Source organism: Providencia sp. Je.9.19 (genome assembly GCF_051129765.1).
Taxonomy (GTDB): Bacteria; Pseudomonadota; Gammaproteobacteria; order Enterobacterales; family Enterobacteriaceae; genus Providencia.
The window spans coordinates 115,731-138,742 of the sequence record NZ_JBCPSS010000006.1; the positions used below are offsets into that span (position 1 = coordinate 115,731).

A 23,012-nucleotide genomic window follows, 5' to 3' on the forward strand; every position below is an offset into this window, starting at 1 on the left:
CCCTTCCAAATTCTATCTTTTGGTGCTCACACTAATATGTAGAGCTCTTATAATTTAAAATTATTCTTATTCGATAAAACTCAACGCTCGCGTTCTATCTACATAACTATGCTCAATAGGGCTAATCATCAGGCTTAAATTATAAATAAATGGAATACTTGAAGTGACAATTTCAACGGTAACGTCATCTGATTTAATAATATAACTATCTATATCGGCATAAGCATATTTATCTTCTATTAATAATCGTGCGATATACTGGCCTAATGCCCTAGAGAAACCAATATTAATAACGATGCCGATTTCTTTTTCATGGAATAAAACTTTATTTCCAGTAAATAATTTATCCCCATTATCACTAATAATCTTCGCGCCGATTACTCGCTTTGTTGCTCCTGATTTTAATTTTTCTTTAATTGCTTCTAGTCCAATAAATTCTTCTTTATCATAGCTAACCACCCATTGCATTTGTAATTCAATAGGGCATCGTGTGTACATGTTAAGAATATCAGGATCCCAACATGGATTCTCTAACCTTACATCCTGTAAATAACTCAAACTGCTAGTTTTTAAATCATATTTATCCGTTAATTTGAGTATTTGGCCCCATGCATCATCTAACTCAACTTTTTCACCCAGTAAGTGATAACAAAATTCACCATGCTTGCCAGCACGCATCAGAATAAGCTCTGTATTAATATGCATATGTTCATGAAACGGTAATCCTATAATATCCAAGCCGAATATTTCTGATAACAATTCCCATGAATATGGCCCTTCAACACAAAGCATGCCCCATTCAGAATTAAGTGATTTTACAGTTTCAATTTTATAATGTTCACCTTCGTGCCTTTTTTTTTCTATAACATCATTCACCATTTTAGATAACGCATCACCTGTTAACCATTCAGAAACCAATAAATAGCTTTCATCATCACAAGCGACATAAAGGTCACTAATGATCTTACCTAAATCATCCAGAAATAATCCATATAATAGTTGTTCATCACGAATAGAAGAAAGATCAGCTGAAATCATATAATTCAATAATAACCATGCGTCCTCACCAATCACTCTTGCAATACCATAATGAGAATAATCAACCAATAATACATTATTACGCACAGCATAGTATTCATCTTTAATACAAGACTGATTAGCCATCAAATTCATCTGATTATTTCCATCCAAAAGTGAACCATTTATTTCTGTTCCAGAAACTATAGACCCCATATTTATTCCTATATTTTAGAATATTTAACTTTATTTAAAACTCGTCTTCATTAGAATAAAAGAAACCATATTATTTATATTACGCATATAACTAGGATCATCACCTTCACTAACTTGTATATCAAACACATCGTTGATGAAAACTAGAATTTCCGTTGCATCTACTGAGTCTAGTCTTAGGCCAGTGCTAAATAATGGAGTGTCATCATCTATCTGGTTAGGCTCCCTATTTAAATTTAAACGTTCAATTAAACCACACTTTACTTTATTCAAAATTAATTTTCGTTGTTCTATTTTTTCTAATACTGAATTTTCATTCATAGTAATATATAAACCTTTGCTAATAACTCTCTCTATAATTGACAATAGTTCCTTGACAAACTATATGCCTCCCAACCCTTGCCTCAACGGCATAATGTTTAAATTTATTGGCGTCAGAAAAAGAGACTGAACTCTTCACTTCGATTGTATCCCCCGGGTATACTGCATTTGTGAACTTTAAATTTTGAGAGGCTAGTACACCATTAACTTTTTTCCTATGCTCTATTAACATTATTTCTGATTCTGGCCTATTTATTTCGCGTGATATTTCGTTGAACCCATGTAATTCAATACCGGTTCTATCTTTATGTTTGTTACAAAAATCATTAATAAATGATAAATATTCACTGGCCTGACCAAATATCTCTGCAATCATTACACCAGGCATAACCGGGGAACCTGGGTAATGTCCTATAATATAATTATCATTAAAAGTAATATGTTTTATAACCGTTATTGAGGCTTTATTTCCTGGTATAAAATCTACGATCCTATCTACCATTATGATTGGTTGTCTCCAACCACCTAGTTTCAAAAAAAGCTCAGGTGAAACAAGTGAATTATTATAATTAACCATGTGCTGATCTCTTAACGCATTACCATGCCACCATCAACGACCAGAGTTTGACCAACCATATAGCTGGATGCAGCTGAACTTAGAAAAACGATTACGTCCGCGACTTCGCTAGCTAACCCTAAGCGTTGCAATGGGATAGTCGAGATAACTTGACGGACAACCTGTCTGGAAACTTTCTTCACCATCGCTGATTCAATCATCCCGGGCGCTACCGCGTTTACTCGTACTCCTTTACTTGCCAACTCAGCAGCCAAGGTACGAGTAAACCCAATAATTCCCGCTTTAGAAGAACTGTAATTAATTTGTCCTACACTTGGTATAATACCGGCAATCGATGAAACATTAATAATTGTTGATTTCTCTGCACTTCGTAATAAAGTTAACATTTTATTAGTAATGTTAAACATGCCAATTAAATTAGTGCTAATAATCTCTGAAAAATCGTTAGCATCCATTGTTGCAAACAAATTATCTTTAACAATGCCCGCATTATTCACTAATACATTAATATATCCGACTTCCTTGGTTAAAAAGTTCATTAATTCATTTATTGAATTGTCATCTTTGATATTGCATTGTTTTATATATAAACAATGACTATTTTTATTTTTTAATTGCAATTCATCTAAAGAATCTCGAAAACGATGATATATTGCATAAACATTGCATCCCTGTTCTAAATATTTAGCACAGATTGCCAGCCCCATATCGCCATTTGCCCCTGTTACCACTACATTTTTTTTATTTAGATCAGAATAAATGAACATATAATACTCTCTATAATAATGATGCCCCACCTAATAGTGCTGTTGCCACGGCATAAGAACGGCAATGTGAAATACTTAGAGATGATGTTTGAATATTTTTTTTATTCATTATCTCAAGCATCACTCCATTAAACTTATAGTAAGGACAACCATACTCATCATGGCGTATTTCAATATCATGAAATGTAATCCCCAGCCTAAACCCTATACCGACTGCTTTCACTGCGGCTTCTTTTGCAGCCCATAAACCAGCAACTCGTTGAGGATTTTCATATGCATCTTCAATATAGCTAATTTCATAATCTCGGAATAAACGTTTAATTAAGCTATCCTTACTCCTTTCTATCGCAACAATAACCCTATTAATTTCAATAATATCCGTGCCTATACTTATCATAATACTATTCCGAAAATAAATAATAGTTAAAATATAGAGGTAACTAATTATTTGCCACCTCTGTTATAACAAGTTTATTTATTCAATAATTGGCCCAACTAAGCGGCCTTTGTTGACAAACTGTCCAGAAGCATTAATTTTCACGCCTTCCCTGCCAATTAACGATCCTGATTTTTCATTTGTGATATTCACGCCCGAGATCGTACTGTTTAGATCTGAATTTAAAGTTCCTTTATTAACAATGTCTTTTTTTACGGTCAACGTAAATGACTCTTTGCCTGATAGTGTACTTTTAATACTATTATCAAATTTACCGCCAACATTTATATTCAAACCTTTAATGCCAGAAATAACTCCGGAATTATTAAAATCTTTAGTAATATAAATATCAGTAATACCTTCAGACGCAATAACCCCCGTTAGTGTGTTGGCTTCCAATGAACCCGAACTTACATTCTTCAGTTCTGCAGTACTCAATTCTAACTTCTCTTTTGCATAGACGGTACCATGGGTATTATTTAAGGAATCAGCCTTAATAATTATTTCCTGCTCAGAAGCAATCATACTGCTAGCGTTTTCCAATTGGTTGAAATCAAGAACCATGTTACCTTTTTCAGTAATAATTCGGCCTGAGTTCGAGGATAGTTTTTTACCTTTCAATGTCATTGATTTTTTACTAACAATACCACCAACTTGATCCGGCTGGCCTAGATAGAACCCCATTTCAGTTTTGTAGCCAGAACTACGACTATTTTTTAAATTATTGGCCGCAACATCAAGACTCACTTCAGAAACAATAAAGCCAGAGTCATTATCTAGAGTATCTGTTTCTACCTTGATATTATCACCTTTAATGATACCTTTACTGTTCCCGATAGTGGGTGACTTAATTAATGCTTCCTCACCCTCGAAGAATAAAACACCAAAATGATTATCGAGTTTTTTAGTAATAACGATATCGCCTCCATTTTTAGATGCAATACCGCCATACATATTATCTACATTATCACTTTTAAATAGCAGTTTCCCATCAGTTTTTATTTGCCCCCATTGGTTAGATATCGTGCCTGTATTTGTAAACTCGAAGTCGCCTTCACTGGCCAAAATACCTTTATCATTGCTCAAACCAGCAATATTAATAGACATACCACCCTTACCACTTAAAATACCTCGTGTATCATGACTTGCTGTATCTGCTGTCAGCCCATTATTCGATAATTTATTTCCATTAGTATTAATAGTGAGTTTATTAGCTGAGCGGATACGTGCTGTATTATTATCTAACTTTCCGCTTTTAATATTAATATTGCCATCTGTATCTATAGTGCTATTTTTATTATTGAATGCTTTAATATTTGTATCTATATCTATATCACCTTCCGCCTTAATTTGGCCATTATTATTCGTGAATATACCACTCTCTATTTTAATACTGCCTATTGCAGCAAAGCCAACCTTGGTTCCTAATGTCGTGTCATTAATAATACTTTTACCATTAGTATTGATAATTATATTACTTTCACTTGCAATGTAGGACGCATCATTCTTTAATTCACCGCTATTGATCGACACCGAACCTTTCGATGAAATATTACCTTTCGAAGAGTTTACTAATTTTGAGCCTTGGGTATTAATATTAATTGCACTTAAGCTTTGGATTTTACCCGTCGTATTTTTAATATCACTCGCAACATTGATATTTACAGTTCCTTTTGCAACAATTTTACCTGCACTATTCAGTAGCTCCCCTTTATTATCGATAATAAATCCATCAGCCCCACCTCTTACTTGTCCTTGATTAGAAAAAGCAGCTTTAGCATCCGTACTCACCAATGTGATTTTTTTTGCTTTTATCTCTGCATCTTTTTCAACTTTCAGGCTTGTTTTAGGTGCTGTTCCTGTTCCTTTGATTTCAGTAACTTTGTCATTTTCTGCATTAACTTCATTTGCGCCAGTCGTTACCCGTAAATCAGTTTCCTCTGCATGTACAATACCCGTGACGACTACATCGCGAGAAATTAAATCAATATTGCTAGGCGAATCATCAAATGCAACATTTCCACTAATAGAAATAGTGCCTTTTACTACTTTATATGAACTTAATGCATTGTCCTTAAGTACCAATGAGCCTGTCGTTAAAACGGCGCGGTTAGCACTAAGGAAGGTACAACTACTGCAATTAATACCTGATGGGTTGGAAACTATCACTCTGGCACTTTTTCCTGTCACTTCAATAATGCCATTTAGTGTCGTTGCTTTAGTTGATTTTACATCTATAAGTACTATATCGGCTTCTCCATCCGCCAAGTTACTGTTTCCAGGTACTTTACCAGCCAGTTGAGTGTCTGAATCTGTAGAACTATTATTGATAACCAACCCGGCTTCGGAAATATCGAAATTTTCATAGGTATTATATGAGTTACCATGACTTACCGTGGCAATATTTAAAACTTTAGCATTCTCTTTTTTAACCGCTTCAATTAACGCTTCTGTTGAAATTGTATTAGCGTTCACAATAGATACCATACCTATCGTCATAAAAATTGAAAGTGCGATAGGTTTTAGCTTAGTTAAATTTTTACCCTCTTTATTAAAAAAAACATGTTTACTTTCTTTCATTGTAAATCCTTAGTTTAACATTGAAATAATTAGCACATGACGAGTAGCGATAAGATAGAATATATAAAAAACAACTTATTGGTTAATTATAAAAATAAAGCAACCCTATCAAAATATGATACGAATAGAATTTTAAAATAAAAAAATATTTTACATCCCAAATATAAATTATAATGATTGAAGTTACTTATTGAGCATAAATATATACAAGCCGTTTTATTTATCAACTCTTTTTATGGTCTTTATCGCTTAATATTCACAATCTAATATCATGGGATATAAAATTAAAACCCCAAAAAAACCGAATTAAATTTAAATAACTTCAATATATAACAATATAAAATAAAACTATAAATAGACTAAAAATTAAATTTATTATTCTTTTTTCACGATTCTAAAACTTATATTCTTTAAAAATTAATGATAAATCACAGTGCATAATGGCAAAATATTACCCCCATACAAAAGCCATTTCCTCTAGTTGTAAATACAGCCACTCTGAAAAATTCCCTTTAAATTATAACGAGTTAATCAACTCTAAATTCGTGATTTTATTAAGTGGTTCATACCTATCTTAGCAACCTTTTTCCTTAAAACTTGAGACTATACCCCTCAATATTTATACGATAGCCAATAAATTATTAATCGCCGATACTTTTTATTATTTGCATAATGATTATAGTTATAATCAGCTAATCTGATTATAACGACCTATTAATTACATGGTAATTGCATTCCATATTTAAAACTTAAAAAATCACTAACTTAACAGGTACTTGCCAAATTTTAGTTCAATGCTACTGTTTATCATCCTCAATAGAGGATAATTAATGATTAAAAAAAACCTAAAATCGCGATCACATTTTATTGATTATTTAATATATGTATACTTGTAATGGTCAATAAAGACTGAAGAAGATCTAAGCTGCATTTTTAGTTCATGATATTTTTGATGTGGCGTTAAATAACCAATCATCGAATGGCGTCGAGAATAATTGTAAAACTGAATGTAATTTTCAATTTCATAGACGGCAGATTGATGATTAATATTAGGAGCATATCGATATTTGTTACCCGATGAAGGATTGTCGTGCTTTTTCGTGAGTCTAATTGCCACTCATTGATTTAATTTCATGGCATTCGATATTTTATAAGTGCTAATTTGGTAACATTATTAATGTCAAATACACACCTTACTAATAATAGACTCCCAGGCTATGGCTATTTGACGTTAATTTAATTTCACATAATTCAATATTCAGACTAGATTAATTAAATCACACCACTGTAGACTCGTGCATATTGAGATCTCGCTGCCAGCTTATCAAGCTATGATTAGCTAATCTTGCAAGCCCAGTATAGAAAGGAAAATCGGCATTTTGTTGCAATTTATCCAAATACAGGAAACTCCAAGGTAAAATGTGGTCAGTCAGTAATTCTGGTAACTTTGACGAACAATTTTCAGCAACCCAAGCCACCATCATAAAAAGTAATCCAATATGATCTTCCGGTTCATTTTGCGCTAAATGAATATCAATTTTATTTTTCTGCATCCACTCTCGAAGCTGTAATGTTGAATCACCAAATAATACCTTTTCGTTATCTAACCACACTGAGCCCCAAGGCGGTGAAGGTAATGCATAGGGGCCAATAAATAATCGCTGATAAGCTTCATCCAGATTCTCATTCGCTGTTTTCGTAACAGCAAGCTGCTGTGCAATAGATTGCTTTAACTCGGTTGATTCATAGGGCCAGCTTTCAGTCCACGCCTTTGACGATAATAAAGTTGTAATATCTTGGATTGCAGATGGAGAATAATAAAATGCAGCGCCGAGAACTCTAGCGGTCAAGGAAATGTTATTTAATAATTGTTCATTCATAATGATGTAATTTCGCTTATTGTGATGTATCTAATATAAAAGGCTTAGCAACAAACGGAGCATTCATTACTAAGCCTAAAATATCACGCTTTAGTCAATAACATAGTTAACTATCTAGTTAACTGCCATGCCTACAGTCATATGCAAGCCATAGAAAACGCCTCGACCGACGAGTTCACCGACAAAGACGAATAAGAAGCCAATCGCCATAATAGCAACGGATGGATTACGTTTCGCCACTAATGGCATAATCCAACAACCTAGCCCCAATGCAACAGCAATCACTTTAATACCCATCAACATCCCATAATCAGGCACTAAATCTACCGCTTTTTGTACTGAGGTTTGGATACTTCCCAACTCAAAGCCTTGTGAAATAGCGGCATAAATACCGACTAACAGAGCAATAATACTCACCGCAGGAACTCTGCGTATACACTTTAAATCAAATCCCGCAATACGCAGCAATAATGCTGCTAATATCGGACCACCAAGGAATGCGGTCAGGATAAAATTCACTATCGTATAGCCATTATCCCACGTTGGTACCGTCTCGATTAAATAAACACGTGAAATTGAGATGATAAACACCGCAGCCAAAACCATCACGACAATCAACCACAGCTTACCGAGTGCCGCAGGCATTTTATTCAGTACCGCCAACAGCCAATACAAACCACCAAAGGCAAAGAATAAAGCACCACTAGCAATTTCATTACTTAATGAAGAACTACCTAAGCGATTGAAAGCATTGAAGGCACGCATTGGGGTTCCCATATGCATACTTGATAAAAGAAAACCAATACCCATCAACAACCATAGCCCAAACATGCTGAGTTTTATTTGACGTGCCAAATCAGTAGAGAGCTTTCCACTTAGCAGCACCGCTGCCATCATGATAAAAGCCCCTGCAACACTTTGGCCTATCACCGTAAAAAACATTAGTGGCCATTCATGAATTCCCGATCCCATATTATACCTCCTCCGGGTTAGCCAGATGCCCGGTGGTATCACCGACAGGACGACTATTGGCATTCAATTTTAGAACAATGTTTGGATGCGTATATTCAGCAGATGGCAATGGCGCAATTTCCGCCAAGGTACCGTATTTTTCACGCAATTCTTCTATTGGAGCCATATCCAAAGCACGCAATGGGCAAGAATCCACACAAATCGGTTTTTTACCTTCTGCAACGCGCTCATAGCAACCATCACATTTGGTCATATGACCTTTTTCTTCATCAAACTGCGGTGCACCGTAAGGACAAGCCATGCTGCAATAACGGCAGCCGATGCACACTTCTTCATTCACCACCACAAAACCATCTTCGCGTTTATGCATTGCACCACTCGGACAAACCTTGGCACAAGCAGGATCATCACAGTGGTTGCAGGATATTGAGAGATAATAGGCAAAAATATTTTGTGAATAGACACCGTCTTGTTCGGTCCAATCGCCTCCCGCATACTCATAAATTCGACGAAAATTCACTTGTGGTGATAAATTTTTAAAGTCTTTACACGCTAGCTCACAGGTTTTGCAGCCAGTGCAACGACTTGAATCGATATAAAAACCATATTGCGTTGACATAACTGACACCCTTAAGCCTTAACAACTTCAACAAGATTAGAATGCGATGGATTCCCTTTCGCCAGTGGCGATGGACGCTGCGTGGTTAACACATTAATACTCCCCGCATGATCAACTCGGTTACCATCTGGGTCATACCAAGCCCCTTCACTCAAACCTACGACACCCGGTAAAATACGCGGTGTCACTTTCACCTTCACGCGTACTTCCCCACGATCATTAAACACACGAACAAGATCGCCATGTTTAAGATCTCGTTTGCCCGCATCTTGTGGATTGACCCACAGCTCTTGAGGACAGGCCGCTTTTAATACATCAACATTGCCATAAGTGGAGTGAGTACGTGACTTATAGTGGAATCCTGTCAGTTGTAGTGGGAATTTTTCCATTAATGGATCGCCAAATTGCTCAAAACCCGCAGAGTAAATTGGCAGTGGATGAATCACATCTCCGGCATCCAATTCCCAAGAATTTTGTAATTCGGCTAGTTGAGAAGAATAAATTTCTATTTTGCCCGAAGGTGTCGTGAGAGGATTAGCAACGGGATCTTCTCGGAAGCTCTGATAAGCCACATGATGGCCTTTTGGATCACGTTTTTTGAAAATACCTTGCTCGCGAAAAGCTTCAAAAGTTGGGAGCTCAGGCAACGCTTCACGTGACTGCTCATATAAATGACGTAACCACTCTTCTTGAGTACGGTTTTCGGTGAATTTTTCACCAACTCCCATGCGCTTGGCAAGTTCGCTCATCATTTCATAGATATTACGACTTTCGAAACGAGGTTTAATCGCCTGATCGGCAAAAATAACGTAAGACATATTACCGGCAGAGGCATCCATACAAAAATCCATCTGCTCTGATGCCGTACAATCAGGTAGCAAAATATCCGCATACTTAGCTGATGAAGTCATGTGATTATCAATCACCACAATCATTTCGCATTTAGATTCATCTTGCAAAATATCGTGGGTTCGATTGATTTCAGAATGTTGATTCACTAAACAGTTACCGGCGTAGTTCCACACCATTTTGATAGGTACATCAAGTTTGTCTTTACCGCGTACACCATCACGAGTTGCTGTCATTTCAGGACCACGTAAAATTGCATCGGTCCACATAAACATTGAAATGCTAGTTTCAACTGGGTTAGTGAAAGTTGGCATACGAACAAATGGGATACTGTAGGACCCTTCGCGGGCACCCGTATTTCCACCATTAATACCAATATTTCCGGTCAAGATGGCCAACATAGAAATTGCGCGCGAGGCTAATTCACCATTAGAACGACGTTGTGGCCCCCAACCTTGCACAATATAAGCAGGTTTAGCGCTGCCAATTTCACGCGCTAATTTCACAATACGTGAAGCAGGAATACCGGTAATTTTTGCTGCCCATTCAGGGGTTTTAGCTTGCCCATCTGGGCCTTCCCCTAAAATATAGGCTTTATAATGTGCATTTTTAGGTGTACCAGCAGGCATGGTGACTTCATCATAGCCCACGCAATATTTATCAAGGAAAGGTTTATCGACCATATCCTCTTTGATCATCACATAGGCCAATGCATTAACTAATGCAGCATCCGTACCTGGACGAATTGGAATCCATTCATCTTCACGACCCGCGCCAGTATCGGTATAGCGTGGGTCAATGATAATCATTTTAGCGTTTGATTTTTCACGCGCTTGCTCAACAAAATAAGTCACCCCGCCGCCACTCATACGTGTTTCACCAGGGTTATTGCCAAACATCACCACTAATTTTGTATTTTCGATATCAGAAGGACTATTACCATCAGCCCAACCACCATAAGTATAATTGAGTCCGGCAGCAATTTGCGCAGTACTATAATCACCGTAATGATTTAAATAACCACCGCAACAGTTCATTAGACGTGCAATCAATGTTGCACCCGGCGGCCATGATTTTGTCATAGTGCCGCCCAAAGTTCCGGTGCCGTAATTCAGATAGATAGATTCATTGCCATAATCGCTAATTAAGCGCTTCATATTATCGGCAATAGCATCAAACGCTTCGTCCCAACTAATTCGTTTAAATTTACCTTCACCACGTTTACCCACTCGCATCATGGGGTAACGCAGGCGGTCAGGGTTATACACTCGGCGGCGCATAGAGCGTCCACGCAAACAAGCGCGAACTTGATGAAATTCTTCGTAAACGTCATCACCTGTGTTATCAGTTTCAACGTATTTAATTTCACCATCAACAACATGCATCCGTAATGGGCAACGGCTTCCGCAGTTAACGGTACATGCACTCCAAACAACTTTTTCATCCCCAGTAGGGCTGGCTATTTTTTGCTCTTCAACTGCTGAGGCACTGAATGGGAGAGAAAACCCACCAGCCGCCGCAGCCAAACCCGTGATAGTTCCTGCTTTAACAAATCCACGACGGGTAAGAGGAGCAAAATCTAATGCTTTCTCTTTCATATTTGCCATACATTGCTCACTTGATTAAATTTACTTAAATGGTAGAAATGACTTTTTTATCAAAATTGTATAAAACACATTTCAGCTATCAGTCATCAGGTCATGAAATTTGTTAAAAACAAAATTGGATATTATTGGATTTTTGATTTAGCTAATCTTATCAAGCTATGAAATTGAGAGATTGTTTTACATCAATAAAGTCTAAAAACTATTGTATTTATATGAACATACTCACATTATTTGTTTCCTAATTTATAATATTAAAACAACACCCTAACGTAAATTTTATATTTGATTGATATATATCTTAGGACAAAAAAAGAAATGCAGCATCGCAATACTTGGCTGTTACACACTGAATTAAGTTAAAGTAATTAATAATTAATTTAATATTCCTATCCATACTTAGTTATTTTAACACCCATGGATTATTTAATTAAATAATCCATTTGAAATATAAAAAACATTATTTTTCAATTAATTACAACGCAACAAAGATAAGCAAATCGTTATTGATTTTATTTCCTCAAATTTATAATGATAAAAACAAACTATGTACTACATAAAATAACGACTAACCTATATAATTAAAAATTAAGAACAAACATTAATTAATCTTACACAGCAAGATTTAACTAATTATATAAAACCAAAAATAAAATTTACGACAAACTAAATTTACGTATAAAAGCATCAAATTAACTTACACTAATAAATAATAATTCTCATTATCAAAAAACACGAGATCCTCATCACTTAACCCAATAAAAATTTCATTCAATTACAATTAAAAAATTGAGCTGAAATGTTTCTGCATAAATTATCTCCTTTTGAAAAAAAACAAAATAACTATACTTCTAGCTTAAATAGGCAATCTATTTATTTAACAAAACTAACCATTTTTCAAAATAATTTAGATCCTTCGATTACCTAAAATACTTTGCATTTATTCTCACTTTTTAGTGAAAAGTAGAAAATTAAAACACATAAATTAAGATATAAGTCACATTTATTACTTTTTTATCACTTCAATATCAAAAATGACGACGTCGTCATATTAAAAATAAATTATTTTATTTATAACATTAGAGATTCATTTTTATTACATAAGTATCGTTATTGATGATTAAGCGTTAAGAACAGAATGTTTTTCATACTAAATAAACGCTTAATGTTGACGTCAACATTAGGGTTAAAATCAAGAGTGAGGTTTAAGAACATGAGTAACCTACCTGAAAAAATGAAAGCAGTTGTCTGTCATGGCCCCCATGATTACCGCTTTGAAACAATCAAAAAACCAACACCAGGGTTTAGAGAAGTTGTCATCAAAGTCGATGGATGTGGGATCTGTGCTGGAGACTGTAAGGCCAATGATGGTGCACAAATGTTCTGGGGAGATAACCCATGGATAAAAGCGCCTGTTGTACCGGGACATGAATTTTATGGTCGAGTTGCAGAATTAGGTGATGGATCAGCAGAAAAATACAAATTGAAGGTAGGTGACCGTATTTTGGCTGAACAAATTGTCCCATGTTGGGAATGCCGCTTCTGTAAATCAGGTAAATACTGGATGTGTGAAGTCCATGATATTTACGGTTTCCAAAAGGAAGTCGCTGATGGCGGTATGGCTGAATACATGCGTTTTTCAGAACGCGCGATTATCCACAAAATTCCCGATGAGCTTTCAGAAAAAGATGCAGCATTAATTGAGCCGATGGCATGTGCTATTCATACCGTTCGCCGAGGAGACATTGACTTAAATGACGTCGTCGTCATTGCTGGCGCAGGTCCATTAGGGCTGTGTATGATCCAAGTGGCAAAACTCAAAACACCCAAAAAATTGGTTGTCATTGATGCAATTGATGAACGCCTTGAATTAGCTAAAAAATTCGGTGCCGATGTGGTTATCAATCCACTAAAAGAAGATGCGATTAAATTAGTCAAAGACATGACAGAAGGATACGGTTGTGATGTTTATATTGAAGCAACTGGCGCACCAATTGGTGTAACCCAAGGGTTAGAAATGATCCGAAAATTGGGTCGTTTTGTTGAATTCAGTGTCTTTGGTAAAGAAACAACCGTTGACTGGTCAATTATTGGAGACCGTAAAGAGTTAGATATCCGTGGCGCGCACCTAGGTCCATACAGCTATGAGGTTGCCATTGACCTATTTAGCCGTGGTTTAGTCAGTGCTGATGATATCGTTACCCACTTCTACTCAATTGATGATTGGGAAGAGGCGTTTGTTATGGCGAAATCAGCAGACTCAATAAAAGTCGTCATTAAGCCATAAATGCATTAACTGATTGTATTAATAATAAATAAACACTAAATAAGTAATACCCTACATATTACTAAACGCTCTTTTAGGAGAACATCTTATGTTGAGTAAATTCAAAACATTAGCTGTAGCTGCAAGTGTAATAACTTTAGGTATGGCATTTAATGCAACGGCAAAACCTGTTTCAGTTGGTATGTCATTTCAAGAACTTAATAATGAATATTTCGTTACCATGAAAGAAGCGTTAGAAAGTGCAACCGGTGATATTGGCGCACAATTATATATTTCTGACGCAGCCCATGATGTCTCAAAACAAACCAGCGATATCGAAGATATGTTACAGAAAAAAATCGATATTCTGTTAATTAACCCAGCCGATAGCGTCGGTGCTGAAACTGCCGTACTTGCAGCGAAAAAAGCCGGCGTCGTCGTTATCGCCATTGATGCCCAAGCTAATGGCCCTATTGATTCCTTCGTTGGTTCTAAAAACTATGATGCAGGTTTAATGGCAGGCAAACATCTAGGGGAAGCTTTAGGCGGTAAAGGAAATGTTGCGATACTTGATGGCATCCCTGTTGTTCCTATCCTTGAGCGTGTCCGCGGATTTGAAGCCGCGATGAAAGAATATCCAAACATTAAAATTGTGACCAAACTTAATGGTAAGCAAGAACGTGATACAGCCATGAACGTAACCGAAAATATGTTACAGGCGAATCCAACACTAAATGGTATTTTCAGTGTCAATGATGTGGGTTCTTTAGGTGCGTTAGCGGCGATTGAATCCTCAGGCCGAGATGTAAAACTAGTCAGCGTTGATGGTTCCCCTGAAGCGGTTGCTGAAATTGCCAAAGGTAATTCACCTTTTATTGCTACTTCAGCACAATTCCCACGTGACCAAGTACGTATTGGTTTAGCAATGGGTCTAGCAAAATATTGGGGTGCAAATGTCCCTAAAGAAGTCCCTATTGATGTTAAATTAATTGATAAAACAAATGCTAAAGATTTCCGTTGGTAATGTTTAGTTAGCCATAATAAATGTATTGCACTCGTTATTTAACTATTTCGATGCAATACATTTTCATAATAATTAATACATATGGAATATCACTATTTCAAATGATTTTGTTACCCAATTTTAGGCAATTTAAAAACATAGGGAAGCAATATGATGCAATTATTAGCATTGAAAGATGTCAGTAAAACTTTCCCTGGGGTTAAGGCACTCGACAACATTAATCTATCCCTAGAAAAGGGAGAAGTTCATGCACTACTAGGTGAAAATGGTGCCGGCAAATCAACATTAATGAAAGTGCTATGTGGAATTCATAAACCAGATAGTGGGAAGATTTTTATCGAAGGCCAAGAATATGTATTTCATAATTATCGAGATGCAATCAAAGCCGGTATCGGTATTATTTTTCAGGAATTTTCGCTTATTCCTTATTTAAATGCATTTGAAAATATTTTTTTAAATCGAGAGCTAAAAAACAAATTGGGATTATTAGATAGAAAATTAATGCGTGAAAAATCTCAATCTATCCTAGCTGATTTAGGCGTTAATATTAATATCGATGAACCTATCAGCCATTTGAGTATTGCTGAACAACAATTTGTTGAAATAGCAAAAGCATTATCATTAGACGCTAAAATTCTCGTTTTAGATGAGCCAACCGCCACTTTAACCCCAAATGAAGCCAATCACCTTTTTGATGTCATGCGCGATTTAAAATCAAAAGGGGTTGGTATGTTTTTTATTTCCCATCACTTAGAAGAAATTTATGAAATTTGTGACACTATCAGCGTGTTACGTGATGGGCAATATATTGGGTCGCGTAAAGTAGATGATACAGATTTAGACGTTATTATCGAAATGATGGTAGGTAGAGAAGTTGAAAATATCTATCCACATAAACGCCATTTTAATGAACAAGAAATCATTCTAGATGCACAAATTCAACGTTTCTCGACAAGCCCAATCAATACAATCCAAGTTAAAAAAGGTGAAATATTAGGACTTGCAGGTTTAGTGGGTTCTGGTCGAACTGAAACAATTTTAGCGATGATTGGTGCGGATAAATGTTATCAGAAAAAAGTATTATTAGAAGGTAAAGAAGTCAAAATAAAATCAGCGGCAGCTGCCTTACAATTGGGTATTGGTTTATTACCCGAAAGCCGCAAAACCCAAGGTCTCGTACTCCCCTTTTCTGTTAAAGAAAATATTTGGCTAAATAACCACGTCCAAAAATTATTTTTAATTCAAAATAAAAAAGAACTCGCCTTATCCATTGATTTAATTTCTCAAGTAAAAGTAAAAACACCAGAGCCTCATACTCCGGTTTCTACATTAAGCGGTGGAAATCAACAAAAAGTTGTTATTGCTCGCTGGCTAAATAAACAAGCTAAAATTCTTATTTTTGATGAACCCACAAGAGGAATAGATGTAGGTGCAAAATCAGAGATATATCAGCTGATGCGCTCATTAACCGAAAAAGGTATTTCCATTATTATGATTTCATCCGAATTACCTGAAGTCATTGGTGTGAGTGATCGCGTTTTAGTTTTTCGAGATGGTGAAATTGCCGCTGAGTTAAGTGGAGATGATATTAACTCAACTCAGATAATGGTGCATGCGGCTGGCAATATTATATAGGATAACGACTATGTCTAATGAAAATACGCTTCCTCTAACAAAAAATAAGTTAAACTTTAGCAAGTTAACAAAGATACCTGCCTTTTTACCTCTTGTGGGCTTAGTGCTGCTATTCACTTGTATGTCCATTTTCAATGAACACTTTCTAACCGTAAGTAACTTATCAACCATTGCGCGTCAAGTCTCCATTAACGCCATTATCGCCATCGGTATGACGTTTGCCATATTGACAGGAGGTATCGACTTATCTGTTGGTGCAGTAATGGCATTATCCGGAACCTTAATGGCCGGTTTAATGAAATATTACGGCATGGACCCCTCTGTTGCGATTGCATTAGGGTTACTTTCGGGTATTGCATTTGGTTTTATTAATGGCATTTTAGCTGCCTATGGAAAAATGCCACCTATTATTGTAACCCTCGGTGCAATGATTATTGCCAAAGGTTTAGCCTTAATTTATACCGGAGGTTATCCAATTTCAGGTTTACCCAAAGAGTTTGCATTTTGGGGGCGTGAAGAGTTATTAGGTATTCAAGTACCAATTTTATTAATGCTTGGCCTTTATCTTATTTTCTATGTCGTCTTAAATCACATTCCATTTGGTCGCTATATTTATGCGATTGGTGGAAATGAAGAAGCGGCTCGCTTAAGTGGTATCCGCGTTGAACGCTATAAAATGCTAGTCTATGTGATTAGTGGTTTTACCGCCGCTTTTGCTGGATTAATTTTCACATCCCGAGTGATGAGTGGTCAACCAAACGCAGGGGTCGGCTTTGAATTAGATGCGATTGCTGCGGTTGTTTTGGGCGGAGCTTCTATCGCAGGTGGCCGAGGTATGATTATTGGTACGCTGATTGGGGCGATGATTTTAGGTGTATTAAATAATGGCTTGAACTTATTAGGTATTTCTCCATATGTTCAATATATTGTGAAAGGACTTATTATTTGGGGAGCAACTTTAATTAGCTCAATGAAACGTTAACTTCATACTCATTATTATAAAAAGGCTCACTCTTATTGTCTTATTTTATAAGAGTGAACCTTTTTATTTAGTACTATCATTTTTTAATATACAACAAGCTTCCCATCGACAAATATTTGTTTAGATTCACTATTATCATTTGAGTTTTTTTCTATCTCTGAAAATAGAAGATCAGCTGTTAATTTCCCTAAATAAACCGAATCATGATGTACACCAGAAATCGATAAGTGATAAGTATCTGCATAAGGCGGTAAATCAACAGAAAAATAACGGCAAGATAATCCGAGCTCTGAAATTATTTTATACATACCTGCTGTGATAATACCGTTTAACCCGACAATATACATATTAGGTGTATAAAACGCCTGAATTTTCTCTCTAAGATAGGCTTCATCTTTTTTATTAAACACATAGCTACTATAAAGCACATTGAAATTTTTTCGATTAGAAAAACTTTCATATATTCCAGAAAGACGTGAAATACTAATTTCAGAACTTTTAGGGCCAGAAACAACTAAAATATTATCACAATGTTGCTTACTCAAAAACTCACCCGTTAATGCACCAATTTCAAAATTTTTCAAAAATAATCCTGAATATTTCTCACCATAGCCATAAATAGAACGGTCGACAAAAACTAATGGAACTCTGTGCTGGTCAATTAATGAAAGATAACTTGGTTGATAATTTTTATCATCACGAACAGGGGATAATAAAATGCCACTGGCTTTATAACTCACTAAAGTTTCAATAGCGGTTTGCTCGGCTTTTTCGTCACTATCCGAATCAAAGATCATGACCTGATAGCCCTTTTCTTTGGCTAATCGAGAAACTGTTTGGATTAATACAACATAGAATGGATTAAACGTACTATCAGTAACTACGCCTATAATACGGCTGTTATTATTTTTTAGATTACGAGCAAAAAAATTAGGTACATAGTTTAATTCTTGAGCAATCGCTAATATTTTATCTCTGGTCTCTTTTTTTACCATTTCAGGATGATTAAATGCCCTAGAGACCGTGATATCGGTCACATTAGCCCGCTTAGCTATATCAATTATCGTTGTTGAGCTATCTTGTTTAGACATAATTATATTAGTCAACCTTCAATGACCACTCTGATTAATATGATATAAATTTTTTTAGCTATTATCAGTCGTGATGAGTATGCGATTCCTCATTATACCAATTTATCAATGAAGATAAATCTATTTCCTTTCAAACAAATAAAATAAGTAGCATTTCAAAGAAGCTTATTATCAAAATCAAATTGACGAGTTAAAATATGAAATTAATTTTCATTATAAAAATCTCATTAATTAAAACAAAGACAAATAAAACATATAACAAGCAACTACAATAACAGTATAAGCAAATATTATTTGCACTGTTTTAGCTGAAATATATGTTATTATTTTTCGCCCAATTAATAGCCCTGAGATGCAAGATAAAACGAAGGTGGTACTAATATTAATAGGATATTGAAAGCCATTTAATAAATTAACTGAAATACTAATACTACCAATTAAAAAAATTACCATTAACGAGGTAGCAACAATACTTTTCATTTTTAAGTTAGTGGCTTTACACAATGCAGGAACAATCACAAAACCACCGCCAACACCAAGAGCCCCAGTTAATAGTCCCGCAATAATACCGATCCCCCCTAAAATAAGCGCTGTTTTAAAATTCCAGATAAACCGCCCTGTTTGTTGATTAATGCGACAAGGAGCATCATCTAACTCATTTAGTTTATTATAAAAAATACGATAAGCGATAAAAAACATGACCAGACTAAATACAAAAGTTAGCCATACTGATGGAATAATATTGGCTAAGTACACGCCATATTTTGCAAAAGGAATACTAATTAAAGCCATCCACAGAGCTGCTTTATAACGAATATTTTTGTTAATTAGCCCTTCGATCACCCCCACAAAGGCAGCGAGTGTTACTGCTAATAGCCCAACAGGCGCAGCCTGAGCCACACTCCAACCTTGGCTTGCAATTAGCGCAGGAACCGCCAAAATACCACCACCAGCACCAGTTAAACCAAGCAAACAACCTATCAATAAACCTTCAAATATCAGTATTAGCATGGCAGAATTTTACTTATAAAATCGCAATATTTACGCTAAGTTCATTAAAGCATAAGCCAGAGATATATTCAGTGCAATAATATTAATCAACGACAACTATGTAAACATAGCTGCGAATAATACTATTTTACCCACTATCAACCAGCGTGGAATAAATAGTGTTACTGCTGCTAACTTTATTATTCACATTCGTCAGTAGCGAACCTGCCGCATTACCCGCCAGTTGGTCGGCAAACGGTGAGCCGCCCGTACTAAAACCGGCACTGTGACTTTCGACTTGGTACTCCGCTTTATTTTTAATATCACCAAAGCCCAATGTGCCCGCATCCAGTTTATTTTTGCCCGACTCTGCCGTGCTACCTATCACCGCACCGTCAAGCTGAGTATGATTGCCAACCGTGATATCAAAACCACCCTTACCGGCGTTGAGACCCGTTTGCTAGTCAACCGATTGATAATCACTGTGCATTTTGGTTTTGCTGGCGTTTAAAGTAGAAATACTGATGACTAAAGAGGAAGTGGTCAAAACCAGAAAGTATACAGTGGGTTACGCCCCCAACCGAGGTAAACCCAACCCCAGCCCACAACTGACCTTAAGCGGTAAGTGGCTGAAAGAGAGGGGGTTTGAGGTGGGAAGCCATTACACCCTCACCCGCCAAGCCAGACAGTTGATTATCCGGTTGGCCGAGGGGGAGTAAAACGGCTAAGGAGATCCCAGTGTGACTGGGATCTTATATACAACTTGTAAATGTATAAAATTTATCAGAAATAAGTAATAAACCTGACCTAACCATATCATCTAATAGACTTTTCAATTCAGCATCATTGTCTAATTGAAAATACTGACTCAAACGCCATAAATCAAACATTTCAGGTTCGGTAATATTGCAATGAATATCTACTACCTTTGCACTGGATGAATCACCTAGATAAAATTTGATTCCTTTTCCATGTTTTGAAAAGTTCCAAACATTATCATCAACTCGGATCGTTCCATGTTTAGGGAAATCCAATAAAAATTGATAATCCTTTACGTTTGGATATTGTTCCATAAACGATGTGACTAATTTCTTTTGGGTCACAACAAAATTTCTCAATGTTGCATCATTTATTGGGATTAGCATGCTATCTCCTAGCTCTTGCTTCTGCTGCTTCGCGTAATAATTGATCGCCTTGCTCTTTCGTTACTGTATTAATTCTAATAGGAATATCTTTAATACCAGCCTTTCTTGCAGCTTCAGCTCGATGGTGGCCGTCAATAATAATCATTTTTCCATTAACAACAGCAACATCAATTGGTTCATCTTTGTTGAAACCATTTGCTTTCATATCTTTCACTAAGCGTTTAACTTGCGAGCCTGACATTTCAGTATTATCTTGCCTCCCAATTAAAGTGCTAGGCGAAACATTTTTATACTGTTGTTGGTTTGGCTGGCTAGTTTGTGGATCTTTGTTTGTATTCTTACTTCCACCTTTCCCACTTCCAATACCAGAACCGATCCCTGCCGCCGCCATCGCTAAATCACGTTCTTTTGTAGTTTCCGCTGAACCGCCTAACTGTTCAGCACGATAGATTGCTAAATTGCGAGAACCTTCTAGATTCGGAAGTGTGCCTCTAATCTCAGCCCATTCTTTCCGTTCAGCGTCAGTGAGGGCAGCAATGCCGCCATTGTTATGTGCTTTATCTTGTAGCTCTTTCTCTCTTTCAGAGTAAATTTTCTGCCACTCTTTTAACTCTTTTGCGACAGCAACACATTGGTCTGGGCTACTACAGTTATTTATTTGCTCCTGAACTTTATCGTATTCTTTTCGATAAATATCTCTAACCTCAGCGCGGCAGCTACTATCACCGTCGCATTTCGCAAATTCTTCACTTCTGGCTTTCGTCTTTTCAGGGCTTAAATGGTTATTCTCAACCGTCGTCTTCCCTGCCTCTGCTGCATTTGCAGCACTGGAGGTATCACCGCCAACTAATCCACCCGCAATACCTGCCGCCAAACTCGCAAACGCACTCACCGTCGCTTTTTCATCTTCCGTCAGCTTACTCGGGTCTTTTCCATAAAGCTCTTTGGACAGCATTCCAACCGCTTCGGCTGTCATTGCACCGAGCGATTGTGCGCCTGCATTTTCGCCTTTTGCAAGGGCTAATGCAACATTGGCAATACCATGGGCTATAATCCGCCCTTCCTTATTTTCTGCCGGTATCTGTTTAGCAATTTCATTCGCAATATACGGCGCACTGGCATTCGCCACCGCTTTGTTCATATCACCATTAACTAAACCTTGGATTAAAGCCGTACCTGACTCAACTATCCGCCGCTTATCGCCCCCTACACCCCAGCCTGACTCATTCACTTTCGCCTGAATAACTTGCTCGTGAATATAGTTATCAATCGCCTCATCACTGACCACTTTACCTTGTACTTCAAGCGCTTTTTTCGCAGTCTCACGCTCTTGTGGTGTCGGGATTGTCTTTTTCTCATTCGCCTCTTTTGTCGCATTAATCGTCGCATCCGTCACGGCAATATCAGTAATCTGCCTACCCAACTCGCCAATTAACTGCGTTTTTTCAATCCGTTTTTGCTCTTTTTCTTTATCAAAAATCGTGCCCAACTTCTCATGGGCATTATCCGTATCACGGCTTAACTCATTGATATCTTGTTTCTGATTATCCTTATCGCGAATAATCAATTGCCCTTCCGACACCGCCGATTGAGTGGTATTACTCGACTCACCCTTATTATTCACATTTGTCAGTAGCGAGCCTGCCGCATTTCCAGCCAGTTGGTCGGCAAACGGTGAGCCGCCCGTACTAAAACCGGCACTGTGACTTTCGACTTGGTACTCCGCTTTGTTTTTAATATCACCAAAGCCCAATGTGCCCGTATCCAGTTTATTTTTGCCCGACTCTGCCGTGCTACCAATCACCGCACCGTCAAGCTGAGTATGATTGCCGACCGTGATATCAAAGCCACCCTTACCGGCGTTGAGACCCGTTTGCTGGTCAACCGATTGATAATCACCGTGCATTTTAGTTTTGCTGGCGTTTAAAGTAGAAATACTGACGACTAAAAAAAAGAAGAAGTGATTAAAACCAGACAGTATACAGTGGGTTACCCCCCCCAACCGAGGTAAACCCAACCCCAGCCCACAACTCACCTTAAG

20 protein-coding genes and 1 pseudogene are annotated in these 23,012 nt (G+C 36.9%); 5 read left to right on the forward strand and 16 right to left on the reverse strand.

What is annotated here, in order from left to right; genetic code table 11:
• Positions 1 to 66: 66 nt before the first annotated feature.
• The 11 genes and pseudogenes from AAZR93_RS17970 to dmsA form a co-directional block, all read right to left on the reverse strand.
• Positions 67 to 1,233 (reverse strand): aminomethyl transferase family protein, encoded by a 1,167-nt coding sequence (locus AAZR93_RS17970; protein WP_434720614.1) that lies wholly within the window; start codon positions 1,231 to 1,233, stop codon positions 67 to 69.
• Between the two features lie 30 nt (positions 1,234 to 1,263).
• Entirely contained in the window at positions 1,264 to 1,554 is a 291-nt protein-coding gene (locus AAZR93_RS17975) for an acyl carrier protein (RefSeq protein WP_434720615.1), read from the reverse strand.
• 19 nt (positions 1,555 to 1,573) lie between these two features.
• Positions 1,574 to 2,131: a 3-hydroxyacyl-ACP dehydratase FabZ family protein gene (locus tag AAZR93_RS17980; protein WP_294108696.1), complete on the reverse strand. Its 558-nt coding sequence runs from the start codon at positions 2,129 to 2,131 to the stop codon at positions 1,574 to 1,576.
• A gap of 11 nt (positions 2,132 to 2,142) precedes the next feature.
• Complete coding sequence (locus AAZR93_RS17985) at positions 2,143 to 2,898, reverse strand: SDR family oxidoreductase (RefSeq protein WP_434720616.1); 756 nt, start codon at positions 2,896 to 2,898, stop codon at positions 2,143 to 2,145.
• A 10-nt stretch (positions 2,899 to 2,908) separates the two neighbouring features.
• The gene (gene acpS, locus AAZR93_RS17990; RefSeq protein ID WP_434720617.1) at positions 2,909 to 3,295 is read right to left on the reverse strand and encodes a holo-ACP synthase; all 387 of its coding nucleotides are present in this window, start codon (positions 3,293 to 3,295) and stop codon (positions 2,909 to 2,911) included.
• Between the two features lie 78 nt (positions 3,296 to 3,373).
• Entirely contained in the window at positions 3,374 to 5,914 is a 2,541-nt protein-coding gene (locus AAZR93_RS17995) for a filamentous hemagglutinin N-terminal domain-containing protein (protein WP_434720618.1), read from the reverse strand.
• 871 nt (positions 5,915 to 6,785) lie between these two features.
• Positions 6,786 to 6,962 (reverse strand): annotated as a pseudogene (locus AAZR93_RS18000) (IS3 family transposase); the annotation flags it as partial.
• A gap of 229 nt (positions 6,963 to 7,191) precedes the next feature.
• Positions 7,192 to 7,794: a Tat proofreading chaperone DmsD gene (gene dmsD / locus AAZR93_RS18005; protein WP_434720619.1), complete on the reverse strand. Its 603-nt coding sequence runs from the start codon at positions 7,792 to 7,794 to the stop codon at positions 7,192 to 7,194.
• A gap of 114 nt (positions 7,795 to 7,908) precedes the next feature.
• Complete coding sequence (locus AAZR93_RS18010) at positions 7,909 to 8,766, reverse strand: DmsC/YnfH family molybdoenzyme membrane anchor subunit (protein WP_434720620.1); 858 nt, start codon at positions 8,764 to 8,766, stop codon at positions 7,909 to 7,911.
• A gap of 1 nt (position 8,767) precedes the next feature.
• Positions 8,768 to 9,385, reverse strand: coding sequence for a DMSO/selenate family reductase complex B subunit (locus AAZR93_RS18015; protein WP_294108680.1), 618 nt, complete (start codon positions 9,383 to 9,385; stop codon positions 8,768 to 8,770).
• Positions 9,386 to 9,396: 11 nt separating this feature from the next.
• On the reverse strand, positions 9,397 to 11,832 hold the full coding sequence (gene dmsA, locus AAZR93_RS18020; RefSeq protein ID WP_434720685.1) for a dimethylsulfoxide reductase subunit A: 2,436 nt from the start codon (positions 11,830 to 11,832) through the stop codon (positions 9,397 to 9,399).
• A gap of 1,219 nt (positions 11,833 to 13,051) precedes the next feature.
• On the opposite strand from dmsA, the gene AAZR93_RS18025 reads away from it, so the two are divergent.
• The 4 genes from AAZR93_RS18025 (at position 13,052) to AAZR93_RS18040 (ending at position 17,745) form a co-directional block, all read left to right on the forward strand.
• Entirely contained in the window at positions 13,052 to 14,125 is a 1,074-nt protein-coding gene (locus tag AAZR93_RS18025) for a zinc-binding dehydrogenase (protein WP_294108675.1), read from the forward strand.
• A 142-nt stretch (positions 14,126 to 14,267) separates the two neighbouring features.
• Positions 14,268 to 15,128, forward strand: a complete 861-nt coding sequence (locus AAZR93_RS18030) for an ABC transporter substrate-binding protein (protein WP_434720686.1) — start codon at positions 14,268 to 14,270, stop codon at positions 15,126 to 15,128.
• A 150-nt stretch (positions 15,129 to 15,278) separates the two neighbouring features.
• Complete coding sequence (locus tag AAZR93_RS18035) at positions 15,279 to 16,763, forward strand: sugar ABC transporter ATP-binding protein (protein WP_434720621.1); 1,485 nt, start codon at positions 15,279 to 15,281, stop codon at positions 16,761 to 16,763.
• 10 nt (positions 16,764 to 16,773) lie between these two features.
• Positions 16,774 to 17,745 carry an ABC transporter permease gene (locus AAZR93_RS18040; protein ID WP_294108670.1) on the forward strand — a complete coding sequence of 324 codons (972 nt, stop codon included), beginning with the start codon at positions 16,774 to 16,776 and terminating at the stop codon, positions 17,743 to 17,745.
• Positions 17,746 to 17,828: 83 nt separating this feature from the next.
• Here the strand turns inward: AAZR93_RS18040 and AAZR93_RS18045 are convergent, their stop codons facing one another.
• From AAZR93_RS18045 to AAZR93_RS18055, 3 genes are all read right to left on the reverse strand, one after another.
• Positions 17,829 to 18,836, reverse strand: a complete 1,008-nt coding sequence (locus tag AAZR93_RS18045) for a LacI family DNA-binding transcriptional regulator (protein WP_294350095.1) — start codon at positions 18,834 to 18,836, stop codon at positions 17,829 to 17,831.
• 231 nt (positions 18,837 to 19,067) lie between these two features.
• Positions 19,068 to 19,847: a sulfite exporter TauE/SafE family protein gene (locus AAZR93_RS18050; protein WP_294108668.1), complete on the reverse strand. Its 780-nt coding sequence runs from the start codon at positions 19,845 to 19,847 to the stop codon at positions 19,068 to 19,070.
• A 127-nt stretch (positions 19,848 to 19,974) separates the two neighbouring features.
• Positions 19,975 to 20,214, reverse strand: a complete 240-nt coding sequence (locus tag AAZR93_RS18055) for a hypothetical protein (protein WP_434720622.1) — start codon at positions 20,212 to 20,214, stop codon at positions 19,975 to 19,977.
• Between the two features lie 136 nt (positions 20,215 to 20,350).
• Here AAZR93_RS18055 and AAZR93_RS18060 point away from each other — a divergent pair, with 136 nt between their 5' ends.
• Positions 20,351 to 20,545 (forward strand): SymE family type I addiction module toxin, encoded by a 195-nt coding sequence (locus tag AAZR93_RS18060; RefSeq protein ID WP_434720623.1) that lies wholly within the window; start codon positions 20,351 to 20,353, stop codon positions 20,543 to 20,545.
• A 33-nt stretch (positions 20,546 to 20,578) separates the two neighbouring features.
• Here AAZR93_RS18060 and AAZR93_RS18065 read toward each other — a convergent pair whose 3' ends face one another.
• Both AAZR93_RS18065 and AAZR93_RS18070 read right to left on the reverse strand, forming a co-directional pair.
• Positions 20,579 to 20,971, reverse strand: coding sequence for a DUF6896 domain-containing protein (locus AAZR93_RS18065; RefSeq protein ID WP_434720624.1), 393 nt, complete (start codon positions 20,969 to 20,971; stop codon positions 20,579 to 20,581).
• Position 20,972: 1 nt separating this feature from the next.
• Positions 20,973 to 22,877, reverse strand: a complete 1,905-nt coding sequence (locus AAZR93_RS18070; RefSeq protein WP_434720625.1) for a VENN motif pre-toxin domain-containing protein — start codon at positions 22,875 to 22,877, stop codon at positions 20,973 to 20,975.
• Positions 22,878 to 23,012: the final 135 nt, after the last annotated feature.